Here is a 22,666-nt window from a genome sequence, read left to right as displayed (position 1 = left end):
TCAGGTGCCGCAAAGGGTGTCGGGTAATCCGGCATCAATGCGGCACTTTCTTTTTGCTTTGAAAATGGAATAAAATGACTGCACGTCGGCGGGGGCGTTTGACCGATTCGGGTAAGTCCTGTATAATAAGAGTATTCTGAATGATACAAGGGGTGGAACTGATGACGGAAAATGAGATGACAATGGAAGAGCTCATGGGCGATATCGATAAATCGATGACGCGTCTGAACCAGGGTGATTGCGTTGAGGGCACAGTCATGTCCAACAATGGAGAAGAACTGGTCGTCAATCTGGAGCTTATGACAGACGGCGTGATGCCAAAGAGTGAAATGGATTTTGAAGATGGTTCGTCCATTGAGAGCGTCCAGGTCGGCACCAAAATGCAGTTCGTTGTACTTAAGGAAGACGACGGGCAAGGCAATGTCGTCCTTTCAAGAAAACGCGCGGTGGCGCTCGATGTCTGGGAAGAAATCAACCAGTCCCTCGAAAGCGGACTTCCGCTTCATGTAAAGGTCACCGAAGTGGTGAAGGGCGGCGTCGTCGGCAAATTTAAAGGTGTTCGATTCTTCATGCCGGCATCACAGGTTCGCCTGGAACGCGTCGAAGATCTGAATCAAGTGGTCGGTGAGACCATGGATGTCGTAGCTATTGAAGTAAGAAACAAGAAAGACTTTGTGGTTTCGGGCAGAAAGTACCTCGAAGCTCAGCGTGCGCTCAAAGAAGAAGACATCTACAAGACACTTCAACCTGGAGAAACGGTAGAGGGTGTTGTCAGACGTCTTGCGGACTTTGGTGCCTTCGTTGATATTGGCGGCGTGGACGGCCTCGTGCATTTGAGCGAGCTTTCCTGGAAGCGCGTTAAGAGTGCCTCTGAAGTTGTGTCCGTTGGAGACAGAGTCAAAGTTACTGTCCTTAATGTCGATCCGGAAAAGCACAGAATTTCGCTTCGATTAGCAGATTATGTAAATAATCCGTGGAGCTCAGTCAATGAGCATTATCATGTGGATGAGATCGTAACAGGAGTTATTAGAAGACTTCAGCCATTCGGCGCTTTTGTGGAGCTCGCGGATGGACTTGAAGGTCTGGTTCACGTTTCTCAGATTTCAGACGCTAGAGTGGAAAAACCTTCTGATGTTCTGTCCGTTGGACAAGAGGTCAAAGTTAAAATACTTGGCATTGACGCAGAGCAGCAGCGCATTTCGCTGAGCATTAAAGCCGCTCAGGACAATGATGAGGATGCATATACCGCTTATGTTGAAGAAGAGGAAGAGGCGCCAAGCGCGACTTCGACGCTTGGGGATCTGTTCGGCGACAAATTCAAAGATTTTTTGAAATAGAAGTTAAATGAATACGGGGAAGTTGGTGCAGCCGGGACGTAAAAAATCGATCTCCGGTGAGCCAACTTCTTTTTTCATTTATTTTCGAGGTTATAGTCTTTTTTTGCAGGGTATAAACGACCATGTCAAGGGAGGAGGAACAAGTGATGAGAAAATACGAATTGGAACCGCATCAATTGACCAGAGCCTGTGATTTGAATTGTCTGCCTTTTGAGACGACGGAGGAGCTTGAACCGTTAAAAGCTATAATGGGTCAGGACCGTGCTGTGGAAGCCGTTAAATTTGGACTCAAAATGAAGAGAAAAGGCTATAACATTTATGTGGGAGGAAGCTGGGGCACCGGGAGGAACAGCCTTGTTCGCCATCTCTCCGACGCGGCTGCAAAACTTCGAACACCGCCAAAGGACTGGCTGTATGTCAACAACTTCAAAGTGGCACGGACGCCAATCGCCATTGGTCTGCCGCCGGGTGAAGGAAAAGAATTCATTAAGAGCATGGGGTTTATAATCAGTTTTCTCAAGAAGGAAATCTCTAACGCTTTTTCTGGAAAAGATTATGAGAATGACCGCGCGGGATTGCTTCAGGAGTACTCTGAGAATACTCAGGTCATCATTGATGAACTCAATGAGATCGGAGAGAAATATGGTTTTCGCTTTGCGCAAAATGAACGGGGGCTGATCAGCATCCCGTTAAAAAATAATGAGCCTATGACTGAGGAAGAGTATAGAAATCTGACAGAAGAGGATTTCGAGAAACTGAAATCCGAGTCCGCAAGGCTGAGCATTGAAACCTCAGACCTCTTCAACCGTTTGAGAGGCGCGGAAGAGCAGTTCCGTCAGAAAATGCTGGACCTCGACGCCAAGACAGGGAGAGGGATCGCGACTTTTCACCTGTCTGAGATGTTTGACAAATATCGCGACAACGATGCCATTGTGCAGTATTTGAATTTTTTGATTGATGATATTGTGGAGAATTTGGAAAGATTCAAAAATGATGGCGGCGAGGAACAGGCAACGGGCCCTCTGGCGGCACTTATGCCAAGGAGCAGCGAGTCCTTTTTTGACCGATATGCCATCAACCAGTTTGTGAACAATGACGGTAAGGAGCACGCTCCGGTTGTCTTTGCATCGAATCCGACGTACTACAACTTGCTTGGGGGCATTGAATATAAGAACGAGCTCGGGGTATTAAAGACGGACTTTACCATGATCAAACCGGGCTTGCTGCACGAAGCGAATGGGGGGTACCTGATCGTTCTGGCCAAGGACATTTTGACAATGCCATACGCCTGGAAGGGTCTGATGAGAGCGCTTCTGGATGATGAGATCACCATTGAGTCCCTGGGTAGTCAAATGGGCGCCATTGTCTCAACAACATTGAAACCTCAGCCAATACCGCTGGATGTCAAGATCATACTCATTGGGGATCAGTATACCTACCAGCTGCTGTATTATTATGATGAGGAATTTCGAAAACTGTTTAAGGTTATGGCAGATTTTGATATTGAAATGGACCGAAATGAGGACAATATTGACAAAATCGCGCGGTTTATCGCTAAGCATTGTCATGAAGACGGACTAAGGCATTTCAGCAGGTGCGCGGTAGGACGGGTCATTGAGCAGAGCTCGAGGCTGGCGGATGATCAGAACAAGCTGAGCTCACATCTGAACAAACTGGTAGACTTAATTTATGAGGCAGACAGTTGGGCAGATGAGGACGGCGCAGAGATCGTCGAGTCAAAGCACGTCGACATTGCGCTGGAAATGATTGAGAAGCGCAACAATAAAATTGAAGAAAAGGTCCTTGAAATGTTTGAGAACGGGGACTATCTCCTGGATGTCTCCGGTGAAAAGATTGGCGAGATCAATGGTTTGGCGGTCACCGGCTCCGGGCAGTATCAGTTCGGGAAGCCGACCAAGATCACAGTTTCAACTTATCGCGGGAGAGCGGGGATCATCAATATTGAACGCGAGGCGCGGACCAGCGGCGCGATCCATGACAAAGGGGTTATGATCATATCGGGCTACCTGGGTCATAAGTTCGCTCAGGATAAGCCTTTGGCCCTGACAGCCAGTATAGTCTTTGAGCAGCTGTATTCGGGCATTGACGGCGACTCTGCCTCCAGTACGGAATTGTATGCCCTGCTGTCCAGTTTGTCTGAGATTCCTATACGGCAGTCCGTAGCCGTTACAGGTTCTGTCAACCAGCGCGGGGAAATTCAACCTATTGGCGGGGTTAACGAGAAAATTCACGGTTACTTCAAAGTGTGTAAGCTGAAAGGCTTAAATGGTGAACAGGGCGTCATCATCCCTCACCAGAATGTAAAAAATCTGATGCTGTCAGAAGAAATCATTGATGCGGTAAAAGCCGGGACATTCCATATCTATTCTGTTCATAACATCGATGAAGGTATTGAAATCCTGACGGGCATTCAAGCTGGCACTATGTATCCGGATGGCTCATACACCAAGGATTCCGTGTATGACCGCGTCAACCGGAAGCTGCAGGAGCTGATCAAGCCTTCGCCGGCGGAACTTGAAGCCCTTCGGGTATCCAAGGCCATTAAAGCTGAGGATGAGGAAAAAGAAGGCGCTGGAAATGGGAAAGACAGTGATCCGGTTAATGGCAATGGCAACGGAAGCGGGAGCGGAAAGGACGACATTAATGAAGATGGAGAAGGTGACCCCGGACCGATTCCTGGTCAGCTGCCCATTGAAGAGCCTGTGGAAGATGAGGACGAAGAAGACGAAGAGGACAAGTCTTTAAAGTAAAATCAGGTCAATTGAGGTTGGAAGTCCTGAACGTGGCATTTGAACGCTGATATCAAAAATAAACAGCCGAGGAAATGGGTGTATTTAATCCATTTCTTCGGCTGTTTTGCATTTCTATTTGCCTTTCAAATCCGCGTTCGGCGTCCTAATAATCCTGTGTTCGGTGATCAGATAATCCAGCGGAATGTCGTGGGGTTCAACAGGGATTAGACCGTTGGGGACAATCTGCAGATCATACGCTATGCCGCAGACAACACATTCCGTGCGAACGTGTGGGAGAAGCTTGTCGTAATAACCTGCCCCGTACCCGATCCGGTTGCCCATGACATCAAAAACGACACCCGGGGACAAGATAAGATCCAGATCTATGGGTTCGATGTCCGGCAGTCGATCTTTTGGGGGCTCAAGAATTCCGAAAGAGGATCGGACCAAATCGTCGAAGGATTTGATTGAATACAAATCCAAACGGTCCGCCTTTTTGTTGACTCTAGGCACCACCGGTGTTTTGCCGGTTTTCCACAAGTGCTCAATTATGCCTGCGGTGCGGACTTCATCTTTGAAATCCATGAAGATCATGACAGTTTTGGCGTTGTCCAGCAGTGGCGTGTGAATCAGCTGATCGAGTATTTGAGCGCTCTTGGCGTCAAGCTCTTCTTCAGAAAGACTGCCTCGTCGCGCAAGAATATCCGCGCGCAGTGTTTGTTTATCCATGGTAATCCTCCTCGTATAATTGAATGACCTAACTCCATCATAGGCATTCCCGGGTGAATTGGCAAGGGTTGACTTTTTTTCTCTTTCATAAAGAGGGTGTCATTGAACTGTAACCTCGGCTTCATATGGTTTTTTTGAATGTTCGCTTTTCTTATGTCTGTGATTAAGATAGAATAGTAGTGATGTAAAAGTGAATGAGAGCGCTGAACGTAATGCCAGTGGCGTCTACGAGTCTATGAGGAGTGATGAACCATGCATTTTGCGGATCGCTTGCCGGAAGATCTTCCGCAGATTCGCCTGGAAGGTGTCACGGTCCGTTTTGATAATGGGCACGAGGCGCTGAAGGACATTGATCTGGATGTCCGAAAGGGAGAGTTTATTTTCGTCGTAGGTCCATCAGGTGCCGGTAAATCGACATTTATCAAGTTATTGCTAAAGGAATATGACGCGACCGCCGGTAAAATTTACGTTTGCGGGCAAAAAGTCTCCAATATGCACCGGAGGAAGGTGCCTTTTCTGAGGCGCCAGCTCGGCGTGGTGTTTCAGGATTTCAGGCTGCTGCCCAACAAGACGGTATACGAGAATGTCGCCTTTGCCATGGAGATCATAGAGGCTAAAGATCGTGATATCCGAAGGCAGGTGCCTATGGTTCTCAGCATTGTGGGGCTGGCGGACAAGCACAAGTTATACCCGCATCAGCTGTCCGGCGGTGAGCAGCAGCGTGTTTCCATCGCGCGGGCTATGATCAACAATCCGCCGATACTGATAGCGGATGAACCTACGGGGAACCTGGACCCGGACACCTCCTGGGAAATCATGAAGCTTCTCAGGCAGATCAACCAGAGGGGAACGACCATCCTCATGGCAACTCACGACAAGAATATCGTTGATGTCATGCAGCAGCGCGTTATAGCGCTTAACAATGGCGTGATCGTCAGGGATGAGTTGGGAGGTTGCTACGGCTGTGAAGATTAGGTCGATACGCTACACACTTAAAGAAAGTATGAAAAACTTGTGGAGAAACCGGATGATGAGTCTGGCGTCCTTAACTTCGGTGGCCGCGACACTTCTGATCCTTGGGATAATTTTTATTCTGATCGTCAACATCAATTCCCTTGCGCAGGGCGCGAAGGAGCAGTTCGATACCGTTCAGGTCTATCTTGTCGACGGGCTGGAAACGTCCAGGATTGAAACCATCGGCCAGGACATCTTTGCACTGGAAGGCGTGAGAGAGGTCACTTATGAGACCAAGGAAGACGCCATGGAGAAGATGAAGGAGCAGTGGCAGGAAAATGGCTATCTGCTGGACGGTCTCGAGTCGAATCCGCTTCCGGACAGCTTTATCATCACGCTGAATGATATTGGTTTCGCAAATTATGTGGTGCGGAATGTTGAGAAGTTAGAGGGCGTTGAAGAGGTCAAATACTACCAGGAAATTATTGAGCGAATGATGAATATCGCGGATATGATTCGAACGGTGGGGCTGGCGGTCATGTTCACGCTGGTGGCGCTCAGTACGTTCATCATCAATAATACGGTTAAGCTGGCAGTCAACGCCCGGCGCCGTGAGATCAACATCATGAAATACGTCGGGGCGACAAACTGGTTTGTCAGGTGGCCGTTTCTTGTGGAGGGAACCGTCCTGGGACTGATTGGCGCGCTGATTTCTGCGGGCATCATTTATGCGCTTTATCAGTATCTGCATACCATTTTGAGCAGCCAGTTCTATGTGCTGATTGCCGCTTATCTGGTCAGCATTGAATCGGTCATGAGAGATATTTTGATTTTGTTTGTTGTGATCGGCTCAGGGATTGGCATATTGGGCAGTATTTTGTCTATGAAGAAATATCTGGATGTTTAATGGGAGCTGAAAGGATTTTTTTGCCGATGGTGAGTTAAAGTGACCATCGGCCACAAAATCCTCTCGCTGAAAGGAGGTCACCCTTTGAAGAAGTGGATCGCCGTCCTGGTTGCCGTGGCGCTGGTATTTGGAGCAGTTGGCACGGTGGGCTCGGAGAGCTGGGCAAGCAGCCAGGATCTGAAGAAGTATCAGGAGCAGCTTAAAAAGCTTCAGTCTGACATGAAGAGAATTGATGAACAGCAGCGAAAACTGACCAGCAACCAGAAGTCAGTGGTGAAGAAGATAGGCAGCATCGAGGACAGCATTCGCTCGGTCGAAGCTGAGATGGAGAGCATTGCAGAACAGATCGAGATGACGGAAGGCACTCTGAATACCACTTTGATGGAGCTGGCGAACGCGGAATCGAAGATCGTCGAAAAGAAGGACACACTGAACCAGCGCCTGCGCGTCATGTATAAAACCGGCCATGTGGGGTATCTCGAGGTGCTGCTGGGTTCGTTCAATTTTGAAGACATGCTGAGCCGTATGGATATGCTTCAGAAAATTTATGAGCATGACACAACGCTGCTAGAATACATGCAGCAGCAGCGGGATTTGGTCGAGGAGAAAAAGAAATCTCTCGAGGAACAGAAAGCATCACTGGTATCCTTGAAAACCAATTTGTCCAGCAAGCAGGTCAAACTCTCCAGCGATCTGGTTAGCCTGGATGCCGAACAGAAGAATTTGAAGAAGGACATCAAGGCGCTGGAAGCCCAGGAAGACCGGCTAAACGAGGACGCCAAGAAAATTACCAGTTTGATCGCCAGCCTTAAAACCAATGAGAAGTATGTCGGCGGCAAGATGATGTTCCCAACGCCGGGGTATACGCGGATCACGTCGCCTTTTGGCAACCGGCTGCATCCGGTTTACAAGACTTATAAGATGCATACGGGCATTGATATTGCGGCACCTTCCGGGGCCAAAATTGTCGCGGCTTTGGATGGGACGGTCATCTACTCGGATTGGTTTGGCGGGTATGGCAAAGTTATTATGATCGATCACGGCGGCGGCATTGTAACCCTCTATGCGCACTGCTCCTCCCTGGTTGTGAAGTCCGGGACCAAGGTCACCAAGGGTCAAACCGTGGCGAAGGTTGGAACTACTGGCGTTTCAACTGGCGCGCACTTGCATTTTGAAGTGCGGCAGAACGGGAAATACGTTAATCCGGTACCGTGGGTGTCCAAGTAGCCCTGTGAAGATTTGAACAACAGTCAACCATAGGATGTGGTCAATTGAAAAAACGCAACGCAGCACTGCTTTGTTTGTTAATGATGATTCTCAGCGCGGTGGGGACCTTTTTTGTGAGCAACCTGTTTCAGCTTCGTATTGGGGACAAGGTCATTTTGCCAAAAGCGGACCTTGAATACTACCAGGCGCTGGATCAGCGCTACAGCAAAGTTGAAGAACTGAAGGGTTACATTGATCAGTATTTTTATAAGGATGTCGCAGACGTGGATTTTGAGGATGGTTTGCTGAAGGGGCTGTTTTCATCCCTGGAAGATCCCTACTCTATTTATATGAATGCGTCGGATTATGAGAGCTTCAATATATCGACGACAGGCGAATACGGCGGGATTGGCGTCGTGGTCAGTCCGAATGAGAACGGCTATATAGAAGTTGTTTCACCAATCGAGGACACGCCTGCCGAGAAGGCGGGGCTCAAATCCGGTGACATCATACTGACTGTGGATGACACAGATGTGGACATGGATATGTATGAAGAAGCGGTCAGCATGATTCGCGGCAAACCGGGCGAGGCGGTCAAGCTGACCATTCGCAGGATCGGCGTCTCTGAAATCCTGGAATTTGAAATAGTCCGAGAACAAATTAAAGTACAGGTCGTGAAGACGGACATTCTCGAGGATCAGATCGGCTATTTGAGACTGACTTCCTTTGATGAGGATGCTTATGAGGAATTCAAAGCCGAACTCTCCGATCTGCAGCGGCAAAATATTACGGGTTTGATTCTTGACCTGCGGGGAAATCCAGGCGGATCTCTCACGGAATGCACCCAGATCGCGGACTACCTGCTGGGGGAACAAGTGATTGTTTACATGGAGGATCGCGCGGGTGAAAAAACGTACTACAGATCCGACAAGAATAAGGTCGACTTACCTCTGGTCGTGCTCGTCGACGGCGGCTCCGCAAGCGCATCAGAAATATTGACGGGGGCGGTTCAGGATGAAGAGGCAGGTGTGGTTATTGGTACGCAGACTTTTGGCAAAGGCCTGGTCCAGTCGGTGATCGAACTTCGCGACAATACGGCGTTCAAACTGACGACGTCCCAATATTTTACACCGGATGGCACCAACATTCACAGCGTGGGCATCACTCCGGATCTCATCGTTGAACCTTCAGAGGATGAAACATTGGATGTCCAGCTGGACAAAGCGGTTGAAGTTATTAAGGCATCAATTCAAGAGTCTGGCAATGCGTCGGTTCAGGGGGCCTCGAATTGAAAAAACATTTGCTTCGCGTCATGCATCTTGAGTGGTTGCCAGTTCTGTTTATTGCCTTGGTCCTTTTTAAAGTGATTGAGAATTATGTCAGCGTCTGGTCGTTCGTAAAACTGCTTGTCGGACTTTTAATGCCGTTTGTGTGGGGCTTTGGCATCGCTTATATTCTGAATCCGCTGATGAAAATTCTGGAGAAATATCTGCGCCTGCCGAGGACACTGAGTTTAGTTGCGACCTATGCTTTTGCCATCTGGCTGGTGTATCTGGCGATGACGGGCATTGTGCCGAGCATTGCCGCCAGTATAAGAGACATCATTGACAATGGACCGACTTATCTTGAGTCCCTTAGGAATTTTCTGCTGAATGCCTCCGCCCGGATTGAAAGCTTTGAAGTTTTTGATCTTGAGAAATTTCTGGAGCGCTGGAGCCTCGACAATATGCTGGGCACCATCAGCGAAAATCTGGACACGGCAATCAGTGCCATGTTCTTTGGCGTGCTTGGATTTGCCAACAGCATTTTTAAGTTCGCCATTGGCTTGATTCTTTCAATTTACATGCTGAAGGATAAAGAAAAGTTTATTTCCAGCATCAAGAAATCCGCTTATGCGCACTTTGACCGGGAGACGGCAGATGGGTTGTGCGGATTGGTTTCAGAAAGTGACCAGATGTTCACGAAGTTTATTATTGGAAAGATTATAGATTCGCTGATTATTGGCATCATTGCCTATTTTGGCTTTGTGTTCATGGACATTCGCTACCCGATTCTGCTTGCGCTGATCGTTGGGGTGACGAACATGATTCCTTATTTTGGACCATTTATTGGCGCGGTGCCGGCGGTCCTGATTACGCTGTTCTACAGCCCGATCCAGTCTTTGTGGGTGCTGCTGTTCATTTTTGTGCTGCAGCAGTTTGACGGGTACATTCTGGGACCGAAGATTCTCGGGGATTCAGTGGGGGTCAAGCCGTTCATGATCATCTTGGCGATTTTGCTGGGCGGCGGCCTGTTTGGGCTTCTGGGGATGTTCCTGGCGGTGCCGACGGCGGCGGTCATAAGAAATTATTACAGGCGTCATGTGGATCGCAGGCTTGAGGAAAAGGGCATTGTGATTTAGTATATCGTGCTTGAAATTTCTGTGCAAAAGAATGTAAAACCTGCTGGCAATATTCAGGCTTATAATTCGTTTATTATTGAGCAGTTATTTACGGAATGTACTATTAGAGAATGTGACCCCGGCATGCGCCGGGGTTTTTTCTGTTTTAAGTAACGATCAAGGTGATTGTATTGAGAAACGTTATCGCAAGCTCTGGTACCAAATTGAAACTTGTCCGCGTCACTGATTTGAAACTTGTCCGCGTTGCTTACATCGATTGACGGGGTATAGATTAGGAGAGTATAATGAATAGGGAACAAACGTTTGGGGAATAGAGGTGATCGCATGACCTTTCAGGTCGTATCAGAATTCAAGCCTACAGGGGATCAGCCTGCGGCAATAGAGAAGCTGGTGAGCGGCTACGCATCCGGAATGAAGGCGCAGGTTTTGCTTGGCGTAACCGGCTCGGGCAAGACTTTTACCGTGGCCAATCTGATCGAGAAGATCCAGAAGCCAACGCTGGTTCTGGCCCACAATAAGACACTGGCAGCTCAGCTGTGCAGTGAGTTTCGGGAGTTTTTCCCGAATAATGCTGTCGAGTACTTTGTCAGTTACTATGATTACTATCAGCCGGAAGCCTATGTGGTGCACAGCGATACTTTTATTGAAAAGGACTCATCGATCAATGACGAAATCGACAAGCTGCGGCACTCGGCAACGGCGTCGTTGTTTGAACGCGAGGATGTGATCATCGTTGCGTCGGTGTCCTGTATCTACGGCTTGGGTGACCCTATTGATTACAACAGCATGGTGCTGTCGCTGCGTCCCGGAATGGTCAAAACCCGTGAAGAAATTTTGTCTAAGCTGGTCGAAATCCAATATGTCAGAAATGACATTGCCTTTACCCGTGGCACCTTCAGGGTGAGGGGCGACGTCGTTGAAATCTTTCCTGCCGCCTCGGAAGAAAGCGCGATCCGGGTGGAACTATTCGGGGACGAAATTGAGAGGATCGCTGAGGTCAACGTCCTGACAGGCGAGATCTTGGGCTATAGAAAGCACATCTCTATTTTTCCAAGGTCCCACTATGTGACGAGCAAAGAAAAAATTGAAGCGGCCATCAGCGTCATTGAGCAGGAGCTGGAAGACCGGCTCAAATTCTACAAGGATGAGGGCAAATTCCTGGAAGCTCAGCGTATTGAACAGCGTACGCGGTACGACATTGAGATGCTTCGGGAGATGGGATTTTGCCAGGGCATTGAAAACTATTCGAGGATCTTGTCCGGCAGGCCACCCGGCAGCCGCCCCTTTACCTTGATTGACTATTTTCCGGATGATTTTCTGATGGTCATAGACGAATCCCATGTAACCCTGCCCCAGGTACGCGGCATGTACGGCGGGGACCAGTCGAGGAAGCACACGCTGGTGGATTACGGCTTTCGTCTGCCGTCCGCTCTGGACAACCGGCCACTCAGCTTCGACGAGTTTGAGAAAGTGCTGGACAAGATCCTTTATGTCAGCGCGACACCATCGGCCTACGAACTGAACAGAAGCGGACAGGTGGTCCAGCAGATCATACGTCCGACGGGGCTTTTGGATCCCCATATTGAAGTGCGGCCGGTCAAAGGCCAGATCGACGATCTGTACTCTGAAATTCTGGTGCGCGTCGCCCGCAAGGAGCGGGTCCTGGTGACGACGCTGACGAAAAAAATGGCAGAGGACCTGACGGATTACTTTAAAAAGATGGATATCAAAGTCAGATACATGCACTCCGAGGTTGAGACGCTGGATCGGAATAAGATCATTCGCGGACTCAGGGTGGGGGAATTTGATGTGCTGATCGGGATCAACCTCCTCAGAGAGGGCCTGGATCTGCCGGAGGTCTCTCTGATCGCCATATTGGACGCGGACAAGGAAGGGTTCCTGCGGTCTGAGACGTCGCTGATCCAGACTATCGGCAGAGCGGCGAGAAATATTGACGGTCGGGTAATCATGTACGCGGATGTCTTCACGGCATCCATGCAGAAGGCTATTGACGAAACCAACCGCAGGAGAGAGATTCAGCATGCCTACAACCTGGAGCACAACATTACGCCAAAGGGCATTGTGAAATCCATTCGGTCGATCATTGAAGCGACCGAGGTTGCCGAGGAGGGCCTGGATCCGGAAATCGCGGCATTGGTGCTGGACTCCGCGGATCTCGAGCGGATGATCGAGGACCTGGAAAACGAAATGTATGTGGCTTCGGCCAATTTGGAATTTGAGAAGGCGGCTGTGCTGCGGGATCGAATTCTTGCGCTTAAGAAAAAATTGAGGTGACACAGGTGAGCAAGAATCAACTTGAAATCAGGGGTGCCAAGGAGCACAACCTGAAAAACATCGATATAGACATACCCCGGGACGAACTGGTCGTCATCACCGGGCTGAGCGGCTCAGGAAAGTCCTCTCTGGCTTTTGACACCATCTACGCAGAGGGCCAGCGGCGCTATGTGGAGAGTTTGTCTGCGTATGCCCGGCAGTTTCTCGGCCAAATGGAAAAACCCAACGTGGAGTCCATCAGCGGCTTGTCGCCGGCGATTTCCATAGATCAGAAGACCACGAGCCGAAACCCCCGTTCTACAGTTGGCACAGTAACGGAAATCTATGATTACCTGAGACTGCTGTACGCCAGGGCCGGAACGCCTCATTGCCCGGTCTGCGGGATCGAAATTTCACAGCAGACGGTGGACCAGATAGTCGACCGCGTCATGGGACTGCCCGAAGGGACTAAGGTCCAGGTGCTGGCGCCTGTCGTTCGCGGCAAGAAGGGCGAGCACAAAAAGGAGCTCGAGTCCGTCCGCAAAGAAGGCTTTGTCCGGCTGCGGATTGACGGCGAGATCAGGGAGGCTTCTGAGGACATCATATTGAACAAGACTCAAAAACACTTGATTGAAGTGGTCATAGACCGGCTGATTGTGCGTGAGGGCATACAGCAAAGGCTGTCAGATTCCGTGGAAACAGCCCTCAAGCTGACGGGAGACCTGGTGGTGGTCAATATCCTGGAGGGCGAGGATCTCGTCTTCAATACGCAGTTTGCCTGCCCGGAGCACGGGCTCGGCATTACGGAAATGGAGCCCCGCATGTTCTCCTTCAATGCGCCTTACGGGGCTTGCGACCACTGCAAGGGCATTGGGTACCTGCAAAAAATTGACCCTGACCTGATTATTCCAAACCGGCATCTGTCCATTAAGGACGGCGCGGTGGCCCCGGTGGCGAACAGCGGACAGGAGACCTTTTTCCCGCAGATGATCAAGGCGATCCTGGATCATTTTGGAGACTCAGACGAAACACCCATTGATCAGCTGAAGCCGGAAACCCTGAAAGCCATCCTGTATGGCTCGGGGACTCAGGAATTTGAGATCTATTTCGACAGCCGCTTTGGGGGCTACAAGAAATACCAGGCGACTTTTGAGGGCATCATTCCCAACATTCAGCGCCGTTATAACGAGAGCCAGTCCGACAATATGCGGGAGTGGTTCAGCGAATTCATGAGTCTTGAGCCCTGTGAAAAATGCCATGGCGCACGGCTCAAGGACGAAGTTCTGGCCGTTCACTTTGGCGGGGTCAACATTCATCAAATGACGGAGATGGCCGTTCGCGATCTGGTAGATTTCTTCAACCGGGTACAGCTGGATACCATGAAAACGGCCATTTCTGAGCCGATTGTCAGGGAAATTTCCGGCCGGCTCAACTTTCTTAAGGATGTCGGTCTGGACTATTTAACTTTATCCAGGACAGCCGGGACGTTATCCGGCGGCGAGTCCCAGCGGATTCGCCTTGCGACCCAGATTGGGTCCGGCCTGGTTGGGGTGCTGTACATTCTGGATGAACCGTCGATTGGTCTCCATCAAAAGGACAACAGCAAACTGCTGAAAACCTTGAGAAACCTCACGGAACTTGGCAACACGCTGCTGGTAGTCGAGCATGACGAAGAAACCATTATGGCGGCGGATCACGTCATTGATATGGGTCCGGGCGCAGGGGTGCATGGCGGCGAAGTTATCTTTTCCGGCAAGGTGCCTGAGCTGATGGTGAGCGAGACGTCCCTCACCGGCCAGTACCTTTCCGGTCGTAAGAAGGTAGAACTGCCAAAAGCCCGAAGAAGTCCCAATGGTCAGTGGATCCGGATTTTGGGGGCGGCTGAAAACAATCTTCAAAACATAGACGTCGCAATTCCCAGAGGGGTCATGACCTGTATCACCGGGGTTTCCGGTTCCGGGAAGAGCACGCTGATCAATGAGATTCTCTTCAAAAGTGCCGCGGTGCGCATCAACGGCACCAGGGTCAAGCCTGGTCGTCACCTTGGCATCGAGGGTCTCGAAGAAATAGACAAGATCATCGACATAGACCAGTCGCCAATCGGGCGCACGCCGCGCTCTAATCCGGCGACCTATACAGGTGTTTTTGATCCGATCCGGGATCTCTTTGCGCGGGTGCCAGAGGCAAAAATCCGAGGCTATCAGAAGGGCCGCTTCAGCTTTAATGTCAAGGGCGGCCGCTGCGAAGCCTGCCGCGGGGACGGCATCCTGAAAATTGAAATGCACTTTCTGCCGGACGTCTACGTTCAGTGTGATGTCTGTAAGGGCAAGCGTTATAATCGCGAGACGCTGGAAGTCAAATACAAGGGCAAGAGTATAGCCGATATTCTCGACATGAACGTCGAGGAGGCCCTCGACTTTTTTGACAGCATTCCAAAGATCAAGCGCAAGATTAAAGCGCTCCACGAGGTCGGTCTGGACTATATCAAGCTGGGCCAGCCATCGACTGAGCTCTCCGGGGGTGAAGCCCAGAGGGTCAAGCTCGCCACGGAGCTTAGCAAAGTCAGTACGGGCAGGACCCTTTATATCCTGGACGAGCCGACGACGGGTCTTCATATCGCTGATGTTCACCATCTGATCAAAGTTCTGGACCGTCTGGTTCAGGGCGGAAATACCGTGGTCATTATTGAGCACAATATCGATGTCATAAAGTCTGCGGACTATCTGATCGACCTTGGTCCGGACGGCGGAGACAAAGGCGGCGGGGTCGTGGCGGTTGGTACACCTGAACAGGTGGCGCGCTGTGAATCGTCCTATACCGGTCAGTACTTGCGGCCGATCCTGGAAAAGGAACACCTGTGGGACGTGGCAACCCTCGAGGAATCCAGACAAGAGGTAAAAGCTAAAAAAGTCAAAGAGAAAAAGACGGCAGCGGATAAAGAAACAGCGGCACCGGAGCCGGAATTGAATGACGCAGCACCGATAGCCCAAGCTCCAATAGAACCCGCACCCGAGAAGCCTAAGAGAAAAGCGAGGAAGACGACTTCATGAGACGACTGAGCCGTAGTTTTTTAGCGACCTTCAGCTTTATCGCTGCTTTCTTTTTCGTGCTTGGCTCCTTTATTCTGGTGCCTGAGCCCTTTGAAAATGACAGGCTGACAGCCTGGAATTTTGCTTTGTTTGCTTTTCTGGTCTTTCAGCCGCTGGTCTATATGACCATCAATGAAGCGCTTAGTCGACAGGTCGCGGATCTTTATAAATTCAGGTTTTCCCTTAAAACCGCCGAAACGCCGCTTTATGACCGAATTCTCACCGTCGCGGGCATGGCTTTGACAGGGATGGTTCCGCTGTTTCAGCTCGATCGGATTGAGCCGCGTCTCATAGTGGCCAGCGTTGTGACGTGGATTGTGATAACAGAAGCTTTGCTTCTGATCAGCAGCCGCTTTGCCAGGGCTGATTTTCAGCACGACATCATCCTGGTGAGAGGATTGAACTTTCGAAAGCACTATGGCATGTCGAGCAAGGCCATGACGACGAGCGGCATTTATCAATACGAGGAGTTTGAGTCCTTCACGCTGGTCGGCGAACGCCTTACTTTGAGGCTCGCGGGAACGGGCGGCCGCTTGTGCCTGAGACTCCCGGAAAATCTGGCAGAGCCCGTGTGCGCCTATTTGCAGCAGGCGAAGCTGATTCGCCGCGTTGGATAGTGCAGAAGAAGGGGTAATAGGCCAAAGGCCGTGATAGGCCAAAGGCCGTGATAGGCCAAAGGCCGCGATAGGCCAAAGGTCGCAATAGGCCAAAGGCCGTAATAGGCCAAAGGCCGCTGACACCAATTTCCTCGTTTTGGCTTCAAACACAAAATAAAGGACAATCCGGAATTCGCCTCGCGTCACGCGATTTCCGGATTGTCCTTTTTGCTTTGTATAGACTTAGTACTCCATCATGTGATTAAATTCCGCAGATTCAACCCATTCTTCAGGCCGTCTGACGTATTCGGCGAGGTTTTCGACGATCATGAGATGACGATTCTCTTCTTCCTGCAGCTCGATCAGAATTTTTTTCTCGTGGTCGGAATTTGTGCGCTCATAGGCGTCTTTATAGAATTCGATTGAGCTGCGTTCCATGTCGGCGGCTTTCATGTAAGCTTCAAAGGCGTGCTCCGGCATCTCGAGGGATTCTTTGGTTTCGAGGGCCTTGGCAAAGACACTTTTGAGAGTGTCCAGACTGGTCCCTTCCATGAAGCGGACGCTGCCGGATATAATGTTGCTGACGATTTCATAGTGCTTGTGTTCGTCTGCTGCCATCAGTTCAAAGACAGCCTTGATTCCCGGGTTCACAGCGTTATTGGCGAGTTCGAGGTAATACTGTTCACCGTCCATTTCCATTTTGACGGCAAGATCGTAAAGACTCATGAAAACACCTCCTATTGTAATGTTAACCTATTACCCAACGTACGGCGATTTTCACCAATCAAAACAGAAAATATGGTAGAATTGTTTATGGAAATGAGAAGGATTGGGGATGTGGAACCATCGGCAGCCAGTTTTTGTTTTTATTTTTGCCGATGGTCATTTTAAATACGAAACGGAGTTTGGTTATGACGCGCATGGAAACCATCAAGGCGCAAGTGAAGAAGGTACCGGAGACGCCCGGCGTCTATCTGATGAAGGATAAATGGGGCAATGTGATCTACGTGGGCAAGGCGAAGCGGCTGAAGCAGAGGGTGTCCTCCTATTTCAGGGCGCTGAATTCCCATGCGCCGAAGGTGCGCAGCATGGTCGCGGTGGTCGAGGAGTTCGAGTACATTCTCACGGATTCTGAGATGGAGGCGCTGATCCTCGAACAGACGCTGATCAAGCAGTATAAGCCCAAATTCAATATTTTGCTGAGGGATGACAAGCAGTATCCCTATATTAAAGTGACGGTGGACGAACCGTTTCCGCGGCTGATCATGACGCGGCAGCTGTCCCGGGACAAGGCGCGCTATTTTGGGCCTTATACCAGCGCTGAGGCGGTGCGAAGGACGATCGAGGCGCTGCAGGAGATCTATCCGATTCGGAAGTGCAACCGTCGGCTTGAAAAAATGGATGAGCGGCCGTGCCTGAATTTTCATATCAGGAAGTGTCTGGGGCCGTGTCAGGGCACCGTGCATCAAGCGGAGTACCGGGCTATGATTGAGGAGATTCTCAAGTTTCTGGGCGGGAAGACGGATTTTTTGAAGGAGAAGCTGACAGCGGAGATGAAGACGGCCGCGGCGGCGCTGGAGTTTGAGAAGGCGGCGGCGCTGAGGAATCAGGTTATGGCTATCGATCAGCTGATGGAGCGCCAGAAGGTGGTCTATGAGTCCGACGTCTCCCAGGACGTGATTGGCAGCTTCGCGACGGAAAACCGAATCTGCATCATGATTTTCACCGTGCGGGGCGGCAAGATGATTGGCAAAGAGGAGTATGTCTTTGAAGAGGAATACCTTCAGGATCCGGACGCGCTTCTGGATGATTTTATTCTTCAGTACTACGCCAACGTCACGGAGTTCCCAAAGGAGATCGTCGTGGAACGGCTGCCGGAGGACTTTGAGTTGCTGGAGGCGTTTCTGGCGAAGAAGGCTTCTTTCAAAATTAAGCTGACGGCGCCGCAGCGGGGCGACAAGATTAAACTTCTGGATCTCGTGCGCGAAAATGCCAGGGAGTACCTGGAGAAGTTTGAGGAACGGATCCTGCGCGAGCGCGAGAAGTCGGATCAGATCGAAACGGCTCTGCGGGAGATGCTGGGACTGAAAGGGCGAATCCGCAGGATCGAAGCCTATGATATATCGAATATTTATGGGGTGCTTTCTGTGGGCTCCATGGTGGTTTATGAAGATGGCAAGAAGAAGCCCAGGGATTACAGGCGCTTTAAGGTCAAGACCATTGAGGGCGCGAATGATTACGGCTCCATGCAGGAAATTTTGTTTCGAAGGTTCAGGCGGGGTCTTGAGGAGCAGGCTGCCTTCGATGCGCTGGTTGAGGCTCAGGATGCTGGGGAAGCACTTGCGGCGGAGGACGACACCTGGGAGGGATCGGTGGTCGGCGTTGGCCTGGATAGAAGTGCGTTGACCGGGGAAGAGGATGTCTTTGAAGTGGGAGAGGAAGCGGCAGCGGCTGCAATTGTAGCAGCAGAGTCCCCTGCCACTTATATAGGCAAGGCAGGACGCCGATGGGGCGCTGGCAGCAGCGCGAACGCGAAGTTCTCCCAATTCCCGGATCTGATCCTGATCGATGGCGGCAAAGGCCACGTCTCCGCCGTGCTGGAGGTCATGAACGCCCTTGGGCTGGAGCTTGAGATTGCCGGCCTCGTCAAGGATGATTATCACAGGACGGACCAGCTCTATTACCGCGGCCAGTTTTACGCGATTCGAACCCAGCCTGAACTATATCGCTTCCTGGCAGGGATCCAGGAGGAAGTGCACCGATTCGCGCTGGAGTATCATAAGACGCTGCGGAGCAAAAATATGACACAGTCATTGCTGGACGAGATTGAAGGCGTTGGCGAAAAGCGGCGACTGAAGCTGATGCAGTATTTTAAGAGCATCGATAAAATTCGCGAAGCCTCAGTGGAAGAGTTGGCCAAGGTCGACGGCATGAACCGGCGGACTGCGGAAAAAGTTTATGACTATTTTCATGGCACTTCAGAGCCTCAAGTAACCGAAGAGAATTGAGTCTTAATTGTGTGAAGCTCTGGTACAGAAATGAACTTGGTGACAGGCACTGAAATGAGATTGGTGACAGGCACTGAAATGAGATTGGTGACAGGCACCAAAGTTAACTCGGTGCCTGTCACCTACACTTGACGGGGGAGGCTATAAATTGAAATCGCTGGATGAATTGACGAAAATTCGCGCCGCTGCGCTGGACCAGTCCCGGGATGACAAAAAAATCCTGGTCAGGATTGGCATGGCGACTTGCGGCATTACGGCAGGCGCAAGACAGACCCTGACCAGGCTGTTGGATCTCATGGCACAGGACCGTATAAACCACATACAAATCGTTCAGACGAGCTGCATGGGAGACTGTGACAAAGAGCCAATTCTTGAAGTTGTGGATCTGAATGGAAAGACCACCAGGTATGAGCAAGTGGGCATTCAGGAAGTCGAGAGACTTTATTATGATGTCCTGAGGATCCCGGGGTCACAACCAGACGCCAAGAAAACAAAAACGGTCAGCCTTGAAGGCGGCGAGGGCTCCGGGAAGACGACGCTCCTCGCCATGCTCCAGGATTACTTTACGAAAACTGGCCTGGACGTCATGATCACCAGGGAGCCCGGCGGCGTCAGAATCGCTGAAAAGATTCGCGAAATCATCCTCGACATCGAGCACACAGAAATGGACGTGCGGACCGAAGCGCTGCTCTACGCAGCAGCCAGGCGCCAGCATTTGACCCAGAAAGTGCTGCCGGAACTGGGCAGGCGTGACCTGGTGCTCTTCGACAGATTCGTGGACTCCTCCGTTGTCTACCAGGGCTATGTGCGGGGGATTGGCATGGACGAGGTTTACGAGCTCAATCGCTTTGCCACAGAGGATTTTCTGCCGGACATGACCATCTATCTGGATATAGACCCGGCAGAGGGCCTGAAGCGCGTCTACGGCGACTCCGGCCGGGAGATCAACCGACTGGACCTCGAAGCTGCAGAATTTCACGTCAAGGTGCGAGAAGGCTACAGGATTATGTTATCAGAGCATTCAGAGCGGATGGTTGAGGTGGATGCCTCAAGGCCTGTCGAAGCTGTTTTCGAAGACGTGAAAAATCTGTTGGACAATTTGATGAAACAGGATTAGAATTCGTGAAAAAAGCAATAAATCATGGTATAATTAAACCGATCGTTAAAAAGTTAACTTTCTTATCCCGAAATGGGCAGGCGAATAGTTGACAGCGCCTTCAATGCAGTTGAAGCAGCGCTTCAGGACATACGACCAGGAGGTTCTTATGCAGATCGGAACATTGGTAGAATTGCTGGGCGGCAAGATCATTGTCGGAGAACAATATTCAGACAAAAAAATCGATTTCGCCTTCAGTTCCGACTTGATGAGCGACGTGCTCGCCTTTGTGTCGGAACACGCACAGGACTGTGTCCTGCTGACCGGACTCACGAACAACCAGGTCATACGTACCGCGGAAATGCTCGATTTAAGCGCAATCGTTTTCGTCAGAGGCAAGTGCCCGCCGATGGAAGTGGTCGAGCTTGCCGAGGAAAATGACATGGTTTTAATCTCAACACCGCACACTTTATACGCTACATCTGGCATATTGTACGGCCAGGGGCTCGAAGGCGTGCCTCTTTAAACCGGTAGTTCTACATACTCAGTACAAGCGCGCATCAACCAGTGAGGTGAGACGCTATGAGCAAAGCCTTGGAAATGGACCGTGCCTCGGCGGTAATGGCCTATGATTACGATGTGATGAAAGAAGATTTTGCCCATGCCGGCTCGGCATCGAGTGATATCAAAAAAAAGTGTCGTGAGATAGGCCTGGATAAAGAAATCATCCGCCGCATCGCGGTTATGACCTATGAAGCAGAGATCAACATTGTCATCCACTCAGAGGGTGGCGTCATCACGGTGATGCTGATGAGTGACCGCATTGAAATCTGGGCCGTGGACAAAGGCCCGGGGATTGAAGATGTGGAACTTGCCATGACGGCAGGCTATTCCACAGCGAAAACGTCTGCCCGCGAAATGGGTTTTGGCGCCGGAATGGGACTTCCGAACATGAAAAAATGCTGCGACGAGTTCGTCATTGAGTCGGCAAAAGGCGAGTCGACGCGCATTAAAATGGTCATTCGACTTTAGGGCTGGAGGTAATTATGGAGAAGTTTTTGCACTCCGTCATACTAGAGCGGGATTACTGCAATGGCTGCACGTATTGTCTCGACAGATGCCCCACTCAGGCGATCCGAGTGCGCGACGGCAAAGCGGAGATCATGACGGAACGCTGTATAGACTGCGGCATGTGTATCAAAGTCTGTCCTTACCATGCCAAAGGTGCGCAATCCGACTCGCTTGAGATGCTTAAGAAATTCAAATACAATGTCGCCTTACCGGCCATTTCGATTTACGGCCAGTTTGGATTGGAATACGACATGAACAAGGTACTGAATGGTTTCTATCAGCTCGGTTTTGACTTTGTCTTTGACGTGGCCTACGCCGCGGACTTGATCACACAGATTCAGAAAAAGCGCGTCGAAGAGGAAGGGCATGTCAAGCCTTTGATTTCCGTTTATTGTCCGGCTGTCATACGCTTGATTCAAATGCGTTTTCCAACCCTGATCGATCACATCAGCCAGCTGGAATCGCCAAGTGAAGTTGCCGCGAGGATCGCCAGAAAGAAAATTGAAGAAATGACGGGTCTTGCCCAGGAGGACATTGGAGTCTTTTACCTGACCGAATGTCCGGCTAAGATTACGAGTATTCGCAAGCCCATCGGCATAGAAAAGTCTCAGATCAACGGCGCCATTTCCCTGGAAGCCATCTATACGAAAATCCTGCGTATGTATGACGATATTGAAGTCGTTCAGCAGATTTCGAAGTGCAGCGGCAAAGGGATTGGCTGGGGGATGGTGGGCGGCCAAAGCTACGCCATGGGTGCAGAGGACTATCTTGCGGTCGACGGCATAGATGAAGTCATTAAAGTCCTGGAGCAGCTTGAGCTTGGGAAACTGAACGATATCGATTTCTTCGAGGGTTACGCTTGTGTCACAGGCTGTGTCGGCGGGCCTCTGAATCCTGAGAATCCCTTTATAGCGAAGGGCAGGATCAGAAGACTATCGGCAAAATATCCTCAAGAGGTCTCCATGGAAGCATTTGGTGAGATCACGGAAGACATGCTGGAATGGGACGAGGAGATTGAACCGCTCCCGGTCATGAAGCTGGACGCGGACTTCAAAACCGCCCTCGAGAAGCTGTCGCGCATCGAGGCGCTGTATCACATGCTGCCGGGGATTGACTGCGGCGCATGCGGCGCGCCGACTTGCCGGGCGCTCGCAGAAGATATTGTTATGGGCAGGGCAACTTTAGCCGATTGTGTCGTCCGGAAGAACAACGAGCGAAAATATAATTTGTCAGAGGAGAGGTGAC

The 22,666-nt window shown here is 50.6% G+C and carries 17 protein-coding genes; 15 read left to right on the top strand and 2 right to left on the bottom strand.

Annotated features, from left to right (window positions below; genetic code table 11):
• Window positions 1-161 precede the first annotated feature (161 nt).
• Together rpsA and OEL90_RS06690 are read left to right on the top strand one after the other, a co-directional pair.
• Window positions 162-1,337 (top strand): 30S ribosomal protein S1, encoded by a 1,176-nt coding sequence (gene rpsA, locus OEL90_RS06695; protein ID WP_291403901.1) that lies wholly within the window; start codon window positions 162-164, stop codon window positions 1,335-1,337.
• 146 nt (window positions 1,338-1,483) lie between these two features.
• Window positions 1,484-4,108 carry a Lon protease family protein gene (locus tag OEL90_RS06690; RefSeq protein WP_291403899.1) on the top strand — a complete coding sequence of 875 codons (2,625 nt, stop codon included), beginning with the start codon at window positions 1,484-1,486 and terminating at the stop codon, window positions 4,106-4,108.
• 114 nt (window positions 4,109-4,222) lie between these two features.
• Here the strand turns inward: OEL90_RS06690 and OEL90_RS06685 are convergent, their stop codons facing one another.
• The gene (locus OEL90_RS06685; protein ID WP_291403897.1) at window positions 4,223-4,819 is read right to left on the bottom strand and encodes a 5-formyltetrahydrofolate cyclo-ligase; all 597 of its coding nucleotides are present in this window, start codon (window positions 4,817-4,819) and stop codon (window positions 4,223-4,225) included.
• Window positions 4,820-5,071: 252 nt separating this feature from the next.
• Between OEL90_RS06685 and ftsE the strand changes: the two genes are divergently transcribed.
• From ftsE to OEL90_RS06645, 8 genes are all read left to right on the top strand, one after another.
• Entirely contained in the window at window positions 5,072-5,794 is a 723-nt protein-coding gene (gene ftsE / locus OEL90_RS06680; RefSeq protein ID WP_291403894.1) for a cell division ATP-binding protein FtsE, read from the top strand.
• The gene (gene ftsX / locus OEL90_RS06675; RefSeq protein ID WP_291403893.1) at window positions 5,784-6,680 is read left to right on the top strand and encodes a permease-like cell division protein FtsX; all 897 of its coding nucleotides are present in this window, start codon (window positions 5,784-5,786) and stop codon (window positions 6,678-6,680) included. Before ftsE ends, ftsX begins: the two co-directional genes overlap by 11 nt.
• Window positions 6,681-6,764: 84 nt before the next feature.
• Window positions 6,765-7,907, top strand: a complete 1,143-nt coding sequence (locus OEL90_RS06670) for a murein hydrolase activator EnvC family protein (RefSeq protein WP_291403891.1) — start codon at window positions 6,765-6,767, stop codon at window positions 7,905-7,907.
• A gap of 44 nt (window positions 7,908-7,951) precedes the next feature.
• On the top strand, window positions 7,952-9,178 hold the full coding sequence (locus tag OEL90_RS06665) for a S41 family peptidase (RefSeq protein WP_291403889.1): 1,227 nt from the start codon (window positions 7,952-7,954) through the stop codon (window positions 9,176-9,178).
• Window positions 9,175-10,287, top strand: a complete 1,113-nt coding sequence (locus OEL90_RS06660) for an AI-2E family transporter (RefSeq protein WP_291403886.1) — start codon at window positions 9,175-9,177, stop codon at window positions 10,285-10,287. Before OEL90_RS06665 ends, OEL90_RS06660 begins: the two co-directional genes overlap by 4 nt.
• A 324-nt stretch (window positions 10,288-10,611) precedes the next feature.
• Window positions 10,612-12,582, top strand: coding sequence for an excinuclease ABC subunit UvrB (gene uvrB, locus OEL90_RS06655; protein WP_291403884.1), 1,971 nt, complete (start codon window positions 10,612-10,614; stop codon window positions 12,580-12,582).
• 5 nt (window positions 12,583-12,587) lie between these two features.
• Entirely contained in the window at window positions 12,588-15,611 is a 3,024-nt protein-coding gene (gene uvrA / locus OEL90_RS06650) for an excinuclease ABC subunit UvrA (RefSeq protein ID WP_291403882.1), read from the top strand.
• Window positions 15,608-16,267, top strand: a complete 660-nt coding sequence (locus tag OEL90_RS06645; RefSeq protein ID WP_291403881.1) for a hypothetical protein — start codon at window positions 15,608-15,610, stop codon at window positions 16,265-16,267. Before uvrA ends, OEL90_RS06645 begins: the two co-directional genes overlap by 4 nt.
• Before the next feature lie 222 nt (window positions 16,268-16,489).
• Here OEL90_RS06645 and OEL90_RS06640 read toward each other — a convergent pair whose 3' ends face one another.
• Complete coding sequence (locus tag OEL90_RS06640; protein ID WP_291403879.1) at window positions 16,490-16,972, bottom strand: ferritin-like domain-containing protein; 483 nt, start codon at window positions 16,970-16,972, stop codon at window positions 16,490-16,492.
• 185 nt (window positions 16,973-17,157) lie between these two features.
• Between OEL90_RS06640 and uvrC the strand changes: the two genes are divergently transcribed.
• The 5 genes from uvrC to OEL90_RS06615 all read left to right on the top strand — a co-directional run bounded on the left by uvrC (window position 17,158) and on the right by OEL90_RS06615 (window position 22,665).
• Window positions 17,158-19,254, top strand: a complete 2,097-nt coding sequence (gene uvrC, locus OEL90_RS06635) for an excinuclease ABC subunit UvrC (RefSeq protein ID WP_291403877.1) — start codon at window positions 17,158-17,160, stop codon at window positions 19,252-19,254.
• A gap of 148 nt (window positions 19,255-19,402) precedes the next feature.
• Window positions 19,403-20,371 carry a dTMP kinase gene (tmk, locus tag OEL90_RS06630; protein ID WP_307730894.1) on the top strand — a complete coding sequence of 323 codons (969 nt, stop codon included), beginning with the start codon at window positions 19,403-19,405 and terminating at the stop codon, window positions 20,369-20,371.
• 148 nt (window positions 20,372-20,519) lie between these two features.
• Entirely contained in the window at window positions 20,520-20,876 is a 357-nt protein-coding gene (locus OEL90_RS06625) for a DRTGG domain-containing protein (RefSeq protein ID WP_291403875.1), read from the top strand.
• A 56-nt stretch (window positions 20,877-20,932) separates the two neighbouring features.
• Entirely contained in the window at window positions 20,933-21,382 is a 450-nt protein-coding gene (locus OEL90_RS06620; protein ID WP_291403873.1) for an ATP-binding protein, read from the top strand.
• Between the two features lie 14 nt (window positions 21,383-21,396).
• The gene (locus OEL90_RS06615) at window positions 21,397-22,665 is read left to right on the top strand and encodes a [Fe-Fe] hydrogenase large subunit C-terminal domain-containing protein (RefSeq protein WP_291403871.1); all 1,269 of its coding nucleotides are present in this window, start codon (window positions 21,397-21,399) and stop codon (window positions 22,663-22,665) included.
• Window position 22,666 lies beyond the last annotated feature (1 nt).

The sequence above is a fragment of the Acidaminobacter sp. genome (assembly GCF_030247605.1).
In the GTDB taxonomy this organism is placed as follows: Bacteria; Bacillota; Clostridia; order Peptostreptococcales; family Acidaminobacteraceae; genus Acidaminobacter.
Note: the sequence above shows the minus strand (reverse complement) of the source record. Positions and strands in the feature narration are given on the sequence as shown.